The sequence below is a fragment of the Rheinheimera texasensis genome (assembly GCF_964031785.1).
Taxonomy (GTDB): Bacteria; Pseudomonadota; Gammaproteobacteria; order Enterobacterales; family Alteromonadaceae; genus Pararheinheimera; species Pararheinheimera texasensis_A.
Genome location: NZ_CAXIRE010000014.1, coordinates 98764 through 114468 on the forward strand (window position 1 = coordinate 98764; position 15705 = coordinate 114468).

The 15705-nt window shown below is 53.0% G+C and carries 10 protein-coding genes; 9 read left to right on the top strand and 1 reads right to left on the bottom strand.

Going from position 1 to position 15705, the window contains the following annotated elements; genetic code table 11:
- The first annotated feature begins 31 nt into the window (after positions 1-31).
- The 5 genes from ABNT34_RS04210 to ABNT34_RS04230 all read left to right on the top strand — a co-directional run bounded on the left by ABNT34_RS04210 (position 32) and on the right by ABNT34_RS04230 (position 8118).
- The gene (locus ABNT34_RS04210) at positions 32-2635 is read left to right on the top strand and encodes a TonB-dependent receptor (RefSeq protein ID WP_348729095.1); all 2604 of its coding nucleotides are present in this window, start codon (positions 32-34) and stop codon (positions 2633-2635) included.
- Positions 2636-2826: 191 nt separating this feature from the next.
- Positions 2827-3531 (top strand): SapC family protein, encoded by a 705-nt coding sequence (locus ABNT34_RS04215; protein WP_348729097.1) that lies wholly within the window; start codon positions 2827-2829, stop codon positions 3529-3531.
- Between the two features lie 11 nt (positions 3532-3542).
- Positions 3543-5093, top strand: coding sequence for a tryptophan halogenase family protein (locus ABNT34_RS04220; RefSeq protein ID WP_348729098.1), 1551 nt, complete (start codon positions 3543-3545; stop codon positions 5091-5093).
- A 14-nt stretch (positions 5094-5107) separates the two neighbouring features.
- Complete coding sequence (locus tag ABNT34_RS04225; RefSeq protein ID WP_348729100.1) at positions 5108-6619, top strand: tryptophan halogenase family protein; 1512 nt, start codon at positions 5108-5110, stop codon at positions 6617-6619.
- 488 nt (positions 6620-7107) lie between these two features.
- The gene (locus ABNT34_RS04230) at positions 7108-8118 is read left to right on the top strand and encodes a Gfo/Idh/MocA family oxidoreductase (protein ID WP_348729102.1); all 1011 of its coding nucleotides are present in this window, start codon (positions 7108-7110) and stop codon (positions 8116-8118) included.
- Between the two features lie 24 nt (positions 8119-8142).
- Here ABNT34_RS04230 and ABNT34_RS04235 read toward each other — a convergent pair whose 3' ends face one another.
- Positions 8143-10755 carry a family 20 glycosylhydrolase gene (locus ABNT34_RS04235; protein ID WP_348729104.1) on the bottom strand — a complete coding sequence of 871 codons (2613 nt, stop codon included), beginning with the start codon at positions 10753-10755 and terminating at the stop codon, positions 8143-8145.
- Between the two features lie 313 nt (positions 10756-11068).
- Here ABNT34_RS04235 and ABNT34_RS04240 point away from each other — a divergent pair, with 313 nt between their 5' ends.
- The 4 genes from ABNT34_RS04240 (at position 11069) to ABNT34_RS04255 (ending at position 15649) form a co-directional block, all read left to right on the top strand.
- Positions 11069-11995 carry a BadF/BadG/BcrA/BcrD ATPase family protein gene (locus tag ABNT34_RS04240; RefSeq protein ID WP_348729106.1) on the top strand — a complete coding sequence of 309 codons (927 nt, stop codon included), beginning with the start codon at positions 11069-11071 and terminating at the stop codon, positions 11993-11995.
- Positions 11996-12007: 12 nt separating this feature from the next.
- Positions 12008-13006 (top strand): SIS domain-containing protein, encoded by a 999-nt coding sequence (locus ABNT34_RS04245; protein ID WP_348729108.1) that lies wholly within the window; start codon positions 12008-12010, stop codon positions 13004-13006.
- A gap of 110 nt (positions 13007-13116) precedes the next feature.
- The gene (gene nagA / locus ABNT34_RS04250) at positions 13117-14238 is read left to right on the top strand and encodes an N-acetylglucosamine-6-phosphate deacetylase (RefSeq protein WP_348729110.1); all 1122 of its coding nucleotides are present in this window, start codon (positions 13117-13119) and stop codon (positions 14236-14238) included.
- Positions 14239-14326: 88 nt separating this feature from the next.
- On the top strand, positions 14327-15649 hold the full coding sequence (locus tag ABNT34_RS04255) for a sugar MFS transporter (RefSeq protein WP_348729112.1): 1323 nt from the start codon (positions 14327-14329) through the stop codon (positions 15647-15649).
- The last annotated feature ends 56 nt before the right edge of the window (positions 15650-15705 follow it).

Genomic DNA, 15705 nt, shown 5'->3' on the forward strand with positions numbered 1-15705 from the left:
ACACGAAGAAAAACAGGAATGGGAGAAGCTTATGTCGCACAATAAAATGAATAAATGTGCCGTAGCGGTCAAACTGGGTCTGATGGTGGGTACTGTGGCGTTTACTGCGCCGGTATTTGCTCAGCAGGCTCCGGCTGATGGCGCGAAGAAAGATCAACAGGTAGAAGTCATTCAGGTGCGCGGTATCCGTGCATCACAGGAAGCCAACTTAAACGCTAAGCGTTTCAGCGATACAATCGTTGACGTCGTGACCGCGGAAGATATCGGTAAGTTTCCGGATAAAAACGTCGCTGAATCTCTGCAACGGGTACCGGGTGTCACTATCCAGCGCCAGTTCGGTGAAGGCGCCGGTGTGTCTATCCGTGGTTCAGGCCAGGATTTAACTCTGACGACCCTGAACGGTCAGAACGTGGCTTCTACCGGCTGGTTCGTACTGGAACCTGCCCGCCGCAGCTTCAACTATGAATTACTGCCATCTGAACTGGTGGGTAACCTGGAAGTGTATAAAGCTTCTCAGGCTGATCTGAGTGAAGGTGGTATCGGTGGTACTGTGGTGGTTCATACCCGTAAACCACTGGATTTGGATGCCAACACCGCATACGCCTCTATTGAAAGCACTTATCAGAGCGATTCAGGCAGCAACGACCCACAGTTGTCGGGCATGTACAGCTGGAAAAACGACGCTGAAACTTTTGGTGCTTTAGTATCGTTAGTGGCGCAAGAGCGTAGCCTGCAACGTCAGGGTAACGAAGCATTCTGGGAATGGGGTGCTGGCCCAGTTGGTTTTGAACAGGACCGTAAACGTTCTGCTTATACTGCGACTTTACAGTTTGCACCAAGTGATAACCTGAATATCGTGTTCAATGCCTTAGATATGCAAATGGACGCGGATAACACCAACTATGCATTATGGCTGACACAAGCGGACACTACCTGGGGTACAGGCGGTACTGAAGCCTGGATTGGCGGTGACGGTAAAACGCCTGGCAAACAAGGTACACAAGCCAAAGGCCCGTTGAACGTGGCTTATTATCAGGCTCGTCCACGCGAAGCTACGATGAACTCAGAAGTGTACGATCTGAAGTTTGAATACGAAGGTGACGGCTACAAGTGGGCCACCCAGATTGGTGATACTTCATCAACTGGCGGTACTGACTTTGAAATGGTGGTGGACGATGGTACCGGCGGTACGCCAATCGTCGGTGGTAAGTATGACTTCACCGGTGGTGGTCAGAGCTGGGCACCAGGTAACCTGAACATCGGCACTTATGACCCGGGTTCACTGGCCATGGGTACAGGTCCGAACTTCAACAAAACACCAAAAACTGATGGCGAAAGTTATATCCAGTCTGATTTGACCTTCCCATCAACACTGGGTCCAATCACTGAATTCAAAACTGGTTTCCGTTATGCGGATCACAACACCACCAGCCGTCGTTTTGAATTTATTCAGAAAGCTGGTTTTAACCCGGTCATCTCTACCAAAGACATTCAGGCTGGTTCAATTGATGTTGGTGCCGGTAACTACAGCATCAAGAAATTTGACGTAAACGCGCTGAAAGCCTGGGCAAAAGCCAGCATCACCGGTGAAACCGAAGATTTAGGTGCTTACTCAGAAATCACGGAGAAAAATGCGGCGCTGTATGGTATGGCCATCTACAGCACTGACAAAGTGCGCGGTAACTTCGGTGTGCGTTATGTCACCACTGATGCGACCTCAACTTACTACGTGAACAAAAAGCAAACAGAATCAGACGCAGATTATTCTGAGTTCCTGCCAAGCTTCAACATGGTCGTTGACCTGGCGGATGACAAAATCCTGCGTGCTTCTGCCGCCCGTGCACTGGCGCGTCCACAGTATGTCGATATGTACGTCAACCCGAACGTGATGGGCACCAACGATGACACGCCAAACAACCAGCGCTGGATTGTTGGTAACATCGGTCTGAAACCATTTATTTCTGACCAGTTCGATTTAGGTGTCGAGTGGTACTACGATGCCAACTCTATGGTGTCTGCTGCACTGTTCCTGAAAGATGTGAAGAACTTCGTGAACATCGCGCAGGGCACTGCAACTGCTGCAGAAATTCCATTCCCGCTGACGCGTCCGGATGAAGCCGCCAACGGCTGGATCACTGAACAGAAAGGCAACGGTAAAGATGCTTCTATCAGCGGTATCGAGTTACAGCATCAGGCGTATTACGGCAATGGTTTCGGTACCATCGTCAACTATACCTACACTGATACTGAAACAGACAAAGACACCTTCACTGACATGAACCCAATCCTGAGCGACAGTTCACGTCATTCATACAACCTGACCGGTTACTATGAAAACGATCTGTTCCAGGTCCGTGTTGCTTACAACTGGCGTAGTGAGTACATGATCCGTGAATCAGGTTCTTACGGTAACCGTCTGCATGACGACTTCGGTTCTCTGGACCTGAGCGCTGTGTATCATGCGACTGATTACCTGGACGTGAAGCTGGACGTGAACAACCTGCTGGAAGAGAGTTCTAAACAGTTTGGTCATAACAACAAACAAACCAACTACTCGGGCTTTGCCAAAGGCTTCCCGCTGTATGAATATGAAATGGCCCGCCGTATTTCTTTAGGCGCCAGCTTCAAGTTCTAAGTGGTTGATTGAATGAAAAAAAGGGAAGGAAACTTCCCTTTTTCTTTCTGCAAAAGTGCTGGTCAAAACGCTGTGCAACACAGTTTCCAGTGTTTTGACCAACACTTCTGCCCGGCACGGAACTGCACCCTTCGCAAAGGGAACAATCCCTGTCATGCTGCTGTTTTCACCATTTACCGAGGAGCCGAAGTATGAGCCAACCTGTGGTCGCGCTGCATCCTGATGTCCATGCCCATGTACGTCTGACTGAATCCCGTAGTTTTGCGCCTTTTGCCCGACAACATTTATTCCCGCTGTCGGTGCATGAGTTTGTTCGCGCCAGTACTGAGTTTGCGCTGGTATTTGTTAAAGACAGTGAAACCGGTCAATTCCGTGCCGTCGCTTTAACCGGCCTGGTGCCGGGGGAGAATCTGTATGCAACAGCTTCTGTCAGCCCCAACTACCTGCCGCACGCAGTTACTAACTACCCGTTGGTGCTGCTGGCCAATCCGCAGCAACCGGATCAATTCAGTATTGGCCTGAATACCGCAGCCTCTCAGGTACAGGTCAATGACGGTGAAGCCTTGTTCAGTGGCGGACAGGAAACCCCTTACCTGAGCAAACGCAAACAACAGTTGCTGCAAAGCTTTGAGCAGTTGCAGGTCACTGCCGCTTTTGTTGAACTGCTGCAACAACATGAACTGCTGGTGCCGCAAGGCTTTCAGTTTGATTTAAAAGGTCAGCAGCATCAGCTGAACGGCATTTATATCATCAGCGAGGCCAAACTGAATCAGTTGCCAACGGACGTATTCGCCGATTTGCGTCAGCGCGGGTTTTTACCGGCGATTTATGCGCAACTGACATCATTGCATCAGCTGAACCGGCTGGCGGCGCTGAAAATCAGTCAGCTGGCGTAATGGAGGCGAAGATGCAGCAGATCCGCAAAGTATTGATCGTCGGTGGCGGCACCGCCGGCTGGTTAGCCGCCTGCCACCTGGCGAAAAAGCTGCACAGGCCAGACGGCACAGGTGTTGAGATTTGCCTGATTGAATCGGCAGATATTCCGACCATCGGCGTGGGTGAGGGCACGGTGCCGGCTATCCGCCAAAGTTTGCAATATCTGGGCATCAGCGAAACCGAATTTATCCGCGACTGCGACGTCACTTTTAAGCAAAGCATTAAGTTTGTCGACTGGGTCAAAGCGCCAGGGCAAGCCAGCCCGAATTATTACCATCATGTGTTTGATTATCCGGATCTGGCTACGCTGGACCTGACGCCGTATTGGCTGCAGGGCCTGGCCGGGGACTGTTCATATGCAGATGCAGTGTCCGTGCAGGGGCGGGTGGCTGACGCCGGCTTTGGGCCAAAAACCATACTGCAGCCCGAGTTTCAGGGCCTGACTAATTACGCTTACCACCTTGATGCCGCCAAGTTTGCCGCCTTATTAACTAAACATGCGACGCAAAAACTGGGTGTACGCCATTTGTTTGGTAATGTCGGCGCAGTACGTTTTGCTGACAACGGCGATATTGCCGCCATCCAGACTGACAGCCACGGTGAGCTGACAGCCGACATTTTTGTTGATTGCACCGGGTTTCGCGCTTTATTAATTGGCGACGCCTGTCAGGTACCTTTTATCCCGAAAAACGATGTGATGTTTGTTGACCGCGCTTTGGCGGTGCAAGTGCCATATCGCGACCCGGCAGCGCCTATTCCCTGTTACACCATCGCGACGGCACAACCGGCCGGCTGGATCTGGGATATCGGTCTGACCGAGCGGCGCGGCACTGGTTATGTCTACTCGAGCCGTTATACCTCAGACGATGAAGCGCTGGCGGTACTTAAGCAGTATCTGCAAGGCGATGCTGATCATCTAACGCCGCGCCGGATTGAGATGCAGGTCGGTTACCGCGAGAAATTCTGGCATCGCAACTGTATTGCGCTGGGGTTGTCGCAGGGTTTTGTTGAACCGCTGGAGGCCACCGGTTTGTTGGTCTACGACGCCACAGCACGCATGCTGGCGGATTCATTTCCGGCCCACACTGCCGTGATGCCATTGCTGGCAGAGCGGTTTAATCAACGGGTGCGCACTGCCTGGGATAAGGTCATCGACTTTATCAAACTGCATTATTTCCTGTCGCAGCGTGACGATTCGGCGTTTTGGCGCGATAACCGCGACCCGGCCAGTTGCCCGCAAAGTTTGCTGGATAATCTGGCGTTATGGGCGCATCAGGTGCCCACGCCTTATGATTTCCATAGCAAGTTAGAAATTTTTAACCTGGAAAATTATCTCTATGTGCTGTACGGCATGCAGTTCGGCACTGATTTGAGCCAGCAGCAATATCGCTTCAGTCAGCCGGAACTCGCCGCGCAAATGTTTGGTTTTTACCGGCATAAAGCCGCGCAATTACAGTCGCAATTGCTGCCACACCGTGAATTGCTCAATCGTATCCGCCAGTTTGGTTTACAAAAAGTCTGAAGAGGTCGGCAAAAATGATGAAATCTATCTGTATTGTTGGCGGTGGTTCTTCCGGCTGGATGACCGCTATTTATCTGAACCGCTATTTTAATCAGCAACAAGCACGTGTGCAGGTGCGGGTCGTTGAAAGCGAAGACATCGGCATCATTGGTGTTGGCGAAGCAACAGTACACAGCATCCGTTATTTCTTTGCGGCTATGGGGCTGGACGAAGCTGAGTTGCTGGAAGCGACCAATGCCACTTTTAAAACCGGCATTATGTTCAGAAACTGGATGAAACCGGTCGACGGCCAGATGCATCAGTATTTCCATCCGTTTGACCATCTGAAACCGCCGCTGGATTTGGATATCTCCACCAGCTGGCTGCTGGACCGGCGCTTTGAACTGGAGCGTTTTGACCAGGGCGCCAGTCTGTCGTCGCACCTGGTTGCCAGCGGTCATAGCCCCAAAACGCCGCAGTCGCCGCCGTATCAGGGCGTGGTGCCTTATGGTTACCACTTAGATGCCGTCAAAATGGCGCGTTTCCTGCGCAAAAAAGCTATCGAAGCCGGTGTGCTGCACAGTGTCGCGACTGTGACAGATGTAACGGTAGCCGATGGCAATATCCGCGCGGTGCAAACCGATCAGGGCGAATTCAGCGCCGATGTGTTTATTGACTGTACCGGTTTCCGTGGGCTGTTAATGGAAGCGTTAAAAGCCGATAACTGGCAGTCCTTTACTGATGCCCTGCCTTGTAACAAAGCGGTGGCAATTCAGCGCGAACTGCCGGGCGAGCCGAAGCCGTATACCACAGCCACCGCGTTAACCAACGGCTGGGTCTGGGAGATTGACCTCGTTGACCGCCAGGGCACAGGTTATGTCTATGACGGCGAACGCCTGAGCCGCGAACAGGCCGAGCAGGAGCTGCGGGACTATTTGGGCCCGGCTGCGGCAGTGCTCAAATGCACCCATTTGGATATGAAAGTGGGCTGTCGCAAAGAATTCTGGGTCGGTAACTGCATCGCGGTTGGCCTGGCTGGCGGTTTTATCGAACCGCTGGAATCGACCGGCCTGCATCTGATTAACCTTGGCGTGCGGCTGTTATCGACACATCTGGCCGGCAGCGAGCTGACGCAACCGGTGCGGGACTCCTACAATCGGCTGATGAATGGTTTTTACACTGATTTAAAACAGTTTATTGTGCTGCATTATTGCCTGACCGACCGCGATGACTCTGCCTTTTGGCGCGACGCAGCGGCAAAAGCCGCTTATTGCCCGGGCTTAGAAACGCAGCTGGCGGCCTGGCGTTATAAAGTCTGTGAGTACATGGATCTAGCCGGCACTTTCTCGACAACCTTCACCGATGAAAACTATCGGTTTATTTTGTACGGCATGGGCCATTATCCGCAGTTACAAGCGACGGCGACTGGGCGACAGTTTGATGAGCTGTTTAGCAAAGTCGCCCAGCAAGCCAAGCATGCGGTTTTCAGCACTTTGCCGTTACAAGCCTGGATCCGCCAGCTGCATAGCAGCAAAAACAGCGCCTGAATTATAGGGCTCAGCACCCGATTAAACGCCGGCCTTTTCAGGCCGGCGTTGTTATTTTGGCGGCAGAGAGCGTGGCAACCATAAAGCTGAAAAAATGTCTGAAAATTCGGCAAATAACTAATGACAGCGTTGTCATTAGTTGGTAGGATGTTTTTAACCTGAACACAAAGTCAGTGGTACTTGTGTGCAGACTAGCCGGAATAAGCGGACGCGTTGCGACCTTATGCCGGTGCACGATAGCGGCCCGACTGGTAGCTGCTGTTGTCTCCCTTGTCGCAGTCGGTAACATTGGTAGTTGGTGTTACAGGCTGACCAGTCACACGGATGTTGTGTTTTATTTGCCAATCCTTATCCAAGGGTATTTGCAGGATACTGTGTTCAGTGTCCTGCTTTTTTATTGCCGCAAAGGTTTCCTGCTGCGTAAACTCTCCATGACTGCAGATACGTGAACCTGTCAATTTCCGAAATAGATCAACAAGAGCTGTCTGATGAACAACACAATTCGCTGGGGCATTTTAGGTTGTGGCAACGTCACTGAAGTTAAAAGTGGTCCGGCTTATCAGCAAACGCCGGGTTTTGTTGTCCAGGCCGTGATGCGCCGCGATGCCGGCAAAGCCGCCGATTATGCCAGTCGCCATCAGGTACCGGTGTGGTACAGCGATGCTGATACGCTCATTAATGACCCGGATATCGATGCGGTGTATATCGCCACGCCGCCGGACAGCCATCTGTTTTATGCGCTGAAAGTCGCAGCCGCCGGCAAAATCTGTTGTGTTGAAAAGCCGATGGCGCTTGATGCAGAAGAGTGCGCACAAATGAATGCGGCTTTTGCTGCGGCGGGTGTGCCGCTGTTTGTCGCTTATTACCGGCGCAGTCTGCCGCGTTTTTTACAAGTCAAACAATGGCTGGATGCCGGCCTGATTGGCACTGTGCGACATGTACAGTGGAATTTCAGCCGCAGCCCGAATCCGCTCGATTTATCCGGCGCCGCGAACTGGCGCACCGATCCGGCTCAGGCTGGTGGTGGTTATTTTGTTGATCTGGCCAGTCACGGCCTGGATCTATTGATGTATTTACTCGGTGACATGCAACAGGTGCAAGGGCAGGCACTGAATCAGCAAGGCTTGTACCAGGCCGAAGACGCGGTCACAGCGCAGTGGTTGTTTGCACCGGATGCCAGGGGGCATGTCGCGACCGGTAGCGGTTTCTGGCATTTTGGTACGGACGGCCGGCGCGATGCGGTGGAAATCATCGGCAGTTTGGGCCACATCCGTTTTTCGGTATTTCAGGAAGACCCATTGCAGTTAACTGTGAACGGTGTGACAGAATCGGTGTTTATCGAGCATCCGGCGCATATTCAGCACTATCATGTCGCCAATATTGCCGCGCATTTACGCGGTGAACTACAACATCCGTCAACCGGTGACAGCGCTTTACGCGCGACCGCGGTGATGGAGCAGATCCTGCAGAAAAAATCAGGCCGGAATGAACCGGCCTGAACGCTTGTCACTCACAGCTGCTCATCAGGGCTGAGTCTCTGGTAATTTAGTCAGGCGGCTGTTGCGGCCATCAACAGCCCGGCTGCGTAACCAGACTTCAGCGCCGGCACGCACCGGTACTGCTTCCTGATAACGTAACCAGCTTTTGCCCTGATCCAGACTGTATTCAATAGTGAGACCCGGATAGGCGATATTGGCAACCAGTTGCCCGGCCTGGATCTCTGCCCCTACCGGCGGCAGATAGTAGTGCACACCGGCCTGACTTAGCTTCGGCAGTTCTTTTTCACTCATGGCCCGCGCAAAACGCTGCCAGGATTGATCTCTGGCTTTCATCCGCTCTGTTGCACTGACAGTCGCAGCTTCCCAGTCGGCTTTGTGCCAGGCGCGTTCGGCGATAGGGAGCAACCGTGGATAGACCATTTCTTCCAGTTGCGTCGCAGTGCGGATGGTTTCGGTCCAGACCTGGCCCTGCACACCGAGAATATTTTCTGGTTTTTCCAGCTTCGGCAAGGCGCGGCCAACTAGTTGCTCCAAATCGTCGATCACAGCACCAGTACGGGTTTTGTCGGCGTTGGCGTAGACATCGTCCGGCATATAACCAAAGATCTTTTTCGCGTCGGTATACCGCGCAGCCCAGTAATAACCGCGCTCATCCGGATGGGTTTCATTCGGGTGATCCAGATATAAATGGGTGCCGTGTGACATGACCACCTGATAACCGGCATTGGCCAGCCGGTAAGCACGGTCGGCCACACCCCATTCCCAGATGTTGTCCCAGACGTTGGCATACACGTTTTTGTTGGCAAATTGTTCACGGTTAAACGGATTGACCGCATCGTACATCAGACCATCTTCCCAGCCACCCAATGCCAGTTGGCGGCTGTGTAATAAGGCCGCAACTTTACTGACAAAATAGGGTTTAAGGTCAGCGACGCCGGCAACACCAGGCACGCCTTTGGCAAACAGCGCCTGACATTGCGGTGACGCTGTCCAGCTGCCGGCACCCACTTCATCGCCACCCATATGATAAGTCGACAGTTTTAAGCCGGCAGCGCGGTACATTTGCTGCAGTTCGTACACCACTTTATCAATAAAGGCGTAGCTGGAATCCATACAGACGTTGACCGAGTTGTCGGTGTAGTTCTGCACTGTCATGTATTTAGACTTATCCGCGGGATCACTAAGTAGATATTGCTCTGCTTCTGCTTTTTTACCTTGTTTCAGCAAACGCTGATAACGCGCCTGCATGGCCACAATCGCTGCACGGGCGTGGCCCGGCATATCAATTTCCGGGATCACTTCAATATGGCGGGCGTTGGCGTATTTCAGAATTTCAATAAAATCGTCACGCGTGTAAAAACCGTTGCCGGAGCCGGATTTGTGTGGCCCAGTGCCAAGCTGAGTCAGCAGACAACGTTGTTCAGTTAAATCAAAACAGCGCTGCGCGCCGATGTCGGTCAGCTCCGGCAAGCCTGGGATCTCCAGTCGCCAGCCTTCATCTTCGGTCAGATGCAGATGCAGTTTGTTCATTTTGTACCGCGCCATCTGCTCAATCAGCCGCAGTGTGACCGCTTTGCCATGGAAATTGCGCGCCATGTCGTAATGCATGCCGCGCCAGCGATAACGTGGGCTGTCCTGAATTTCCTGCTGCGCCAGACTGATGCTGCTGAACTGCGCCGGTGTCAGCGCCAGTAAGGATTGCAGACCGTAAAACACACCGGCATTGTCGGCCGCGCTGACTTCAATGCGGTTATCCGCGATGCGCAGCCGATAGCTTTCCGCCGTGGTCAGCGCCGGGTCAACCCGCAGCTGGATTTGTCTGGCGCTGTTATCGGCAAGCCCAGGCACAGTTTTCAGCGCGAGACCGGCGAGGCCCAACCGGTCCTGCAAATAAGCGGCTTCGGCCTTTAACCGGCCCTGAAAACGGATAGTCCACTGCTGATCTAACAGCAGTTTGCCGCCGAGCAATTTTTGCTGTTGCGGTGTCGGAATGATCTGGTCGGCGATGCTGCTATCGTCAGCAAGTGGCGCGTTGACGGCCAGATTGTCCTGAAAACGGCTTTGGGCTGTAGCCACTTTATATAAATCCGGTTCAGGCTGCTGATAGCGGTACAGCTGTTCCGGGCGGCGCAACGGCGCGACAAACTGACTGAAATCCTCTGAATCTGTATTGCTGAATACTTCCGGCTGTAGCTTGCCGGCAACAATAAAAGCGCGTGGCATAAAATCGCTGTAGGTCACCAGATAAGGCGCGCCGCTGACTTCAACCGTCAAAGCGGCACCTGCCGCCAATCCTTTAAAGGCTTTGGTTGGCGCCAGCCGGTGCAAGTCGCCTTGTACATGTTCAAGAGTCAGTCCGGCCGGTGCGGTCAGCTGCAATCTGCGAATGGAGTGAAAATAAATCTGCCAGTTACCGCTGCCGGCAGCGAGGGCTTGCGCTGATTTGTTGTTGAGCTGGAGCTGCCCGGAGAAAGTGCCGGCTTTGGCGGCAAAATTACTGACAACAGCCATTTCAAAGCGGGCATTGCTGGCAAATGTCTGCAGTTCTGTCTGCTGATTAAACTGATGCGCCTGCAGTGGTGCCGCCGACAACAAGGCTGCGCTGAATATGACTGGAATGACCTGCGTGTTCTTCATTATTAATCCTGTTGCAAAAGATGGTACATTAGTACCACAGTTCCTTTTTAAAGCGATGCTGCTCAGTCGTTACAACAGGATGACTGGTCTAACTCGCTGATTTTTATTTTGTTTTACTGGAAGCAGCAGCTGCTGCGTGAATTTCCAGTCTGATTTTTAATCAGGGGTCTTGTTATTTGTCAAAATTATTATATGCTGAACTGAAAAAATGACAACGCTGTCATAAATAAAAATGCCGGTTTTTTCAACAGCGCTGAAAATGGGGCTGGGAACAGGGCACTGACAGCCGCAAGGTGTGCAACGAGGGTGCTTGATGAGTAGCGAAGCAGGGCAGCACAGCCCATTGTATTTAGGCATAGACGGCGGTGGCAGCAAATGCCGGGTCGTGATCGTTGACGCCGCGGACCGGTTGTTGGGCGAAGGGCTCGGTGGGCCAGCCAATCCACTGCGCGGCATGAAAGTCGCCACTGATTCTATTTTGACCGCCACTCAGCAAGCGCTGCAGGCTGCTGGCATGACCTTTAATGACATGTCGCGTCTGATCGCCGGTGCTGGCCTTGCCGGTGTCAACATGCCGCAGTATTTCCAGTTGTTTTCTGAATGGCAGCATCCGTTTGCCGAATTTCATCTGACCACAGATTTACATACTGCCTGCATTGGTGCGCACAAAGGCGCCGACGGTGCGGTCATTATTATCGGCACCGGTTCCTGTGGCCTCGCCGATGTGGATGGTCAGTGTCTGGATGTCGGCGGTCATGGTTTTCCGTATGGCGACAATGGCAGCGGCGCCTGGTTTGGCAATCAGCTGGTGCATCATGTATTGCTGGATAAAGACCAGATTGGCGCACCGACGCTGATGACGTCGTTACTCTGTGAAGCGCTCGGCGTCAGCGGCACTTTAGAAATTGTCAGTCAGTTTATGCATGCCACACCGACAGTGTTTGCCCGTTATGCGCCGCTGGTCTTTACCGCCGCCGAGCAAGGCGATGCAGTTGCTGCCGAGATTATTCAGGCCGGCGCCCGCCATATCGATAATATCGCGCTGCGGCTTTTAAGTATTAAACCGAAGCAGTTGTCGTTAATTGGCGGCCTTGCTTACAAAGTTCAGCCTTATTTATCAGCGCCGGTGCAAGCTTTGCTGGCGCCCGCGCAGGCCGCACCGGAATTTGGTGCCGTCTGGTTCGCCCGTGCCCGGCAGGCAAAACGCCAGGCCGCAGTATTATCCGTGTCTAATCAATGAAGTGAGATTCGCATGACCAGCACTATCATGGCGCAAGAAGCCGCAGAAGCCCCAGTCCGTATCCGCGAACAGTTGCAAACCAATGCAGCCGTGATCGCGGCCGTTGTGGCGCAGATCCGTCAGCGTCAGCCGAAATATGTTTATATGGTGGGCCGCGGTTCGTCAGACCACGCCGGCGTGTTTGGCAAATACCTGATTGAAAGTGTCATTGGTCTGCCGGTGGCACCGGCTGCGCCTTCAATTGCCAGCGTTTACAACAAACAACTGCAGCTGACCGACGCGCTGGTGATTTGTATTTCGCAAAGCGGCCGCAGCCCGGACATCCTGGCCCAGGTGGCGATGGCGAAAAATGCCGGTGCTTTAGTGGTGGCGCTGGTCAACGACACCACATCGCCACTGGCGGAACAAGCTGATTTTGTCGTGCCGCTGTTTGTTGGCCCGGAAAAAGCAGTTGCCGCGACCAAAAGTTATCTGGCGACATTAAGTGCTTTGTTGCAGCTGGTCGCAGTCTGGTCAGCGGATTCCGATTTACAGGCGGCGGTCAATCAATTACCGGAATTGCTGCTGCAGGCGCAACAGCTGCCAGCGCAGCTGACTGCAGAAGCTGTCACCAGTGTTCAGCATTGCGTGGTGCTGGGTCGTGGCCCGGGTTATGCCATTTCGCGTGAAATCGCGCTGAAACTCAAAGAAGTTTGTGGCATTCATGCTGAGGCTTTCTCCAGCGCTGAATTCCTGCATGGCCCTGTGACTTTGGTCAAAGATCAGTTCGCCATTATTGATGTGTCCATCCAGGACGAAGCTTATCAGGCGCACAAAGCGCAAATCGCCGAGGTGCAAAGCCGGGGCGCCAGCCTGGTGCATCTGCATCACGGCCAGCTCGCCAGCCATCCACGGGTGCTGCCACTCTTGTTATTACAGCGTTTTTACCTCGATGTTGAAGCGGTAGCGCGTAGTCGGGGCGTCAATCCTGATGCACCGCCGGGCCTGAATAAAGTGACAAAAACAGTTTAACGAAAATAAACGAAACCATTTTTTAGATCCGAATGGTTTCGTTTTTTCTGAGCCTGACGTAGTATGGCGTGACAGCGCCTCAACGGGTGAAGAATAAAGGAGCGGTTTTAATGCAACAACAACAGTGGGCCGTTGCGCGGTTATTTGATGGTGAGCAGTGGCATTCATCTGTGCGGGTCAGTGCGCTTGATGGCGTGATCAGCCGGATTGAAAGCTGCGCACCGGCTGAATGTGCTGATCTGACGCTGGCACCAGGTTTTATTGATGTGCAGGTCAACGGCGGCGGCGGTGCTTTATTTAATACAGCACCCACCATCGACAGCCTGCGCACTATGCTCAAAGCGCATGCCGGTTTTGGCACCACGGCGATGTTACCGACTGTGATCACAGATTCAGTTGAGACTATGCAGCACTGCGCCGACGCTATCGCTGCCGCCATCGCTGCCGGTGAACCTGGTATTCTCGGCGTGCATTTTGAAGGCCCACATTTGTCGGTGCCCAAACGTGGTGTGCATCCGACTGAGCATATCCGTGGTTTATCTGCCGAAGAACTGGCGCTGTACGGCCGTACAGATCTGGGTATTAAGCTCGTCACTGTCGCGCCGGAGAATGTTTCACCGGAGCAAATCCGTCAGTTAGTGGCGTTAAATGTCATTGTGTGTTTGGGCCATTCCAACGCCGATGGCGCGACGGTTGAAGCTGCGCTCGCGGCCGGAGCGACCGGTTTTACTCACTTATATAATGCGATGTCGCCATTGACCTCCCGCGAACCGGGTATGGTCGGCGTGGCATTGGCCGATCGCAACAGCTGGTGCGGTATTATTTTTGATGGCCACCATGTGCATCCGGTCGCCGCCAAACTGGCACTTGCAGCCAAACCGCGTGGCAAAATGCTGATTGTCACCGACGCGATGTCACCAGTCGGCACCAGCGCTACTGAATTTCCATTTTTTACCGGCAAAGTCACCCGCGACGGTAACAAACTGACTAACGATGCCGGCTCGCTGGCCGGTTCAGTGCTGGATATGGCTGGTGCTGTGCAGTATGCCGTGACTGAGTTAGGGGTTGAGCAGGGCGAAGCATTGCGGATGGCTGCGTTGTATCCGGCTGAGTTTTTGGGCATTGCGGACCATGCAGGTCGTATCGCTGCCGGCTACCGGGCAGATTTCGTGCTACTCGACGCCCAAGGCGTGGTACAACAGTGTTATATCGCCGGTCAGGCATTGAAATAGTTTTAACGACAACAAACAGAAAAATCACAGGGCAACAAGTCTGGCGTCAACGTCAGCGCAAATAATAACAACAGACGAAGAGGTGAATATGGATATGGCAATGGTACGACCGGCACCCAAAAATACCGTACTGCCGATGGTGATCATCGGCACGCTGTTTTTTGTGTTTGGTTTTGTCACCTGGCTGAACGGGTCTTTGATCCCGTTTTTAAAGCTGGTGTGTCACCTGACAGAATCGCAGGCGATGTGGGTCACTTTCGCTTTTTATATCGCGTACGTGGTGATGGCATTGCCGATGTCCTGGGTACTGAACCGCATTGGCTATAAAAATGGCATGGTGGCGGGGCTTGGTATTATGGCGGCCGGCGCTGTGTTGTTTATCCCGGCGGCACAAACCACTTTGTATAGCCTGTTTCTGGTCGCGTTATTTACACTCGGCACCGGCCTGACAATTCTGCAAACCGCGTCCAATCCCTATATCGTTTGTATCGGCCCGCGTGAAACCGCGGCGATGCGTATCAGTATTATGGGCCTGGTGAATAAAGGCGCCGGTGTTGTGGTGCCGCTGATTTTTACCGCCTGGATTTTGACCGGTATGGACCAGTTCACCCCGGAAGTGCTGGCTGCACTGAGTGAAGAAGAAAAAGCCAGCCGTATTGCTGAACTTTCCAATCGTCTGGTCACGCCATACATCTACATGACAGTGGCGCTGCTGGCGTTAATGGCTTTTGTGAAGTTTTCGCCACTGCCGGAGCCTGAGCTGGAACAGCCGGCAGAGCAAGGTGTGGCGCCGGAACACCGCACTTCAGTGCTGCAATTCCCGCAGCTGATGCTGGGTGTCGCTGCGTTGTTTTTTTACGTCGGCGTTGAAGTCATTGCCGGTGATACTATTGGTCTTTATGGCCAGCATCTGAATGTGTCGCATTGGGGCGCGCTGACTTCTTATACCATGGTGTTTATGGTGCTGGGTTATCTGGTTGGTGTCAGCTGTATTCCGAAATACCTGTCGCAACCGCGTGCACTGCAAGGCTCTGCCGTGTTTGGCATCCTGTTCACCTTGGGTGTGATGTTTGGTTCGGCCGAAAGCCATCAGTTATCGGCGTTGTTATTTGGCTGGGCCGGCATTCCGACTGTGCCTGATACTGTGTTGTTCCTGGCGATGCTGGGTTTTGCCAATGCCTTAGTCTGGCCTGCGGTGTGGCCACTGGCGCTGGAAGGGTTGGGCAAATTTACCGCCACCGCTTCAGCTTTATTGATTATGGGCATCGCCGGCGGTGCTGTGTTACCTAAGGTGTATGGCTATCTGTCGACCGCGTCCGGTGATGCGCAAGGTGCTTACTGGATGATGATCCCGTGTTACGCCTTTATCCTTTATTACGCTTTCAGCGGCTATAAAAAACGCCAGTGGTAAGCCATTTTTTAAAAAGTGAAACAGGGCTGACTTTGTCAGCCCTGTTGTCTTTCGGA

Excerpts from the sequence above, each read along its gene's own strand:
- ABNT34_RS04255 (WP_348729112.1), top strand. The coding sequence starts at position 14,327 with ATGGATATGGCAATGGTACGACCGGCACCCAAAAATACCGTACTGCCG.
- ABNT34_RS04245 (WP_348729108.1), top strand. The coding sequence starts at position 12,008 with ATGACCAGCACTATCATGGCGCAAGAAGCCGCAGAAGCCCCAGTCCGT.
- ABNT34_RS04240 (WP_348729106.1), top strand. The coding sequence starts at position 11,069 with ATGAGTAGCGAAGCAGGGCAGCACAGCCCATTGTATTTAGGCATAGAC.
- nagA (WP_348729110.1), top strand. The coding sequence starts at position 13,117 with ATGCAACAACAACAGTGGGCCGTTGCGCGGTTATTTGATGGTGAGCAG.
- ABNT34_RS04220 (WP_348729098.1), top strand. The coding sequence starts at position 3,543 with ATGCAGCAGATCCGCAAAGTATTGATCGTCGGTGGCGGCACCGCCGGC.
- ABNT34_RS04235 (WP_348729104.1), bottom strand. The coding sequence starts at position 10,755 with ATGAAGAACACGCAGGTCATTCCAGTCATATTCAGCGCAGCCTTGTTG.
- ABNT34_RS04215 (WP_348729097.1), top strand. The coding sequence starts at position 2,827 with ATGAGCCAACCTGTGGTCGCGCTGCATCCTGATGTCCATGCCCATGTA.
- ABNT34_RS04230 (WP_348729102.1), top strand. The coding sequence starts at position 7,108 with ATGAACAACACAATTCGCTGGGGCATTTTAGGTTGTGGCAACGTCACT.
- ABNT34_RS04225 (WP_348729100.1), top strand. The coding sequence starts at position 5,108 with ATGATGAAATCTATCTGTATTGTTGGCGGTGGTTCTTCCGGCTGGATG.
- ABNT34_RS04210 (WP_348729095.1), top strand. The coding sequence starts at position 32 with ATGTCGCACAATAAAATGAATAAATGTGCCGTAGCGGTCAAACTGGGT.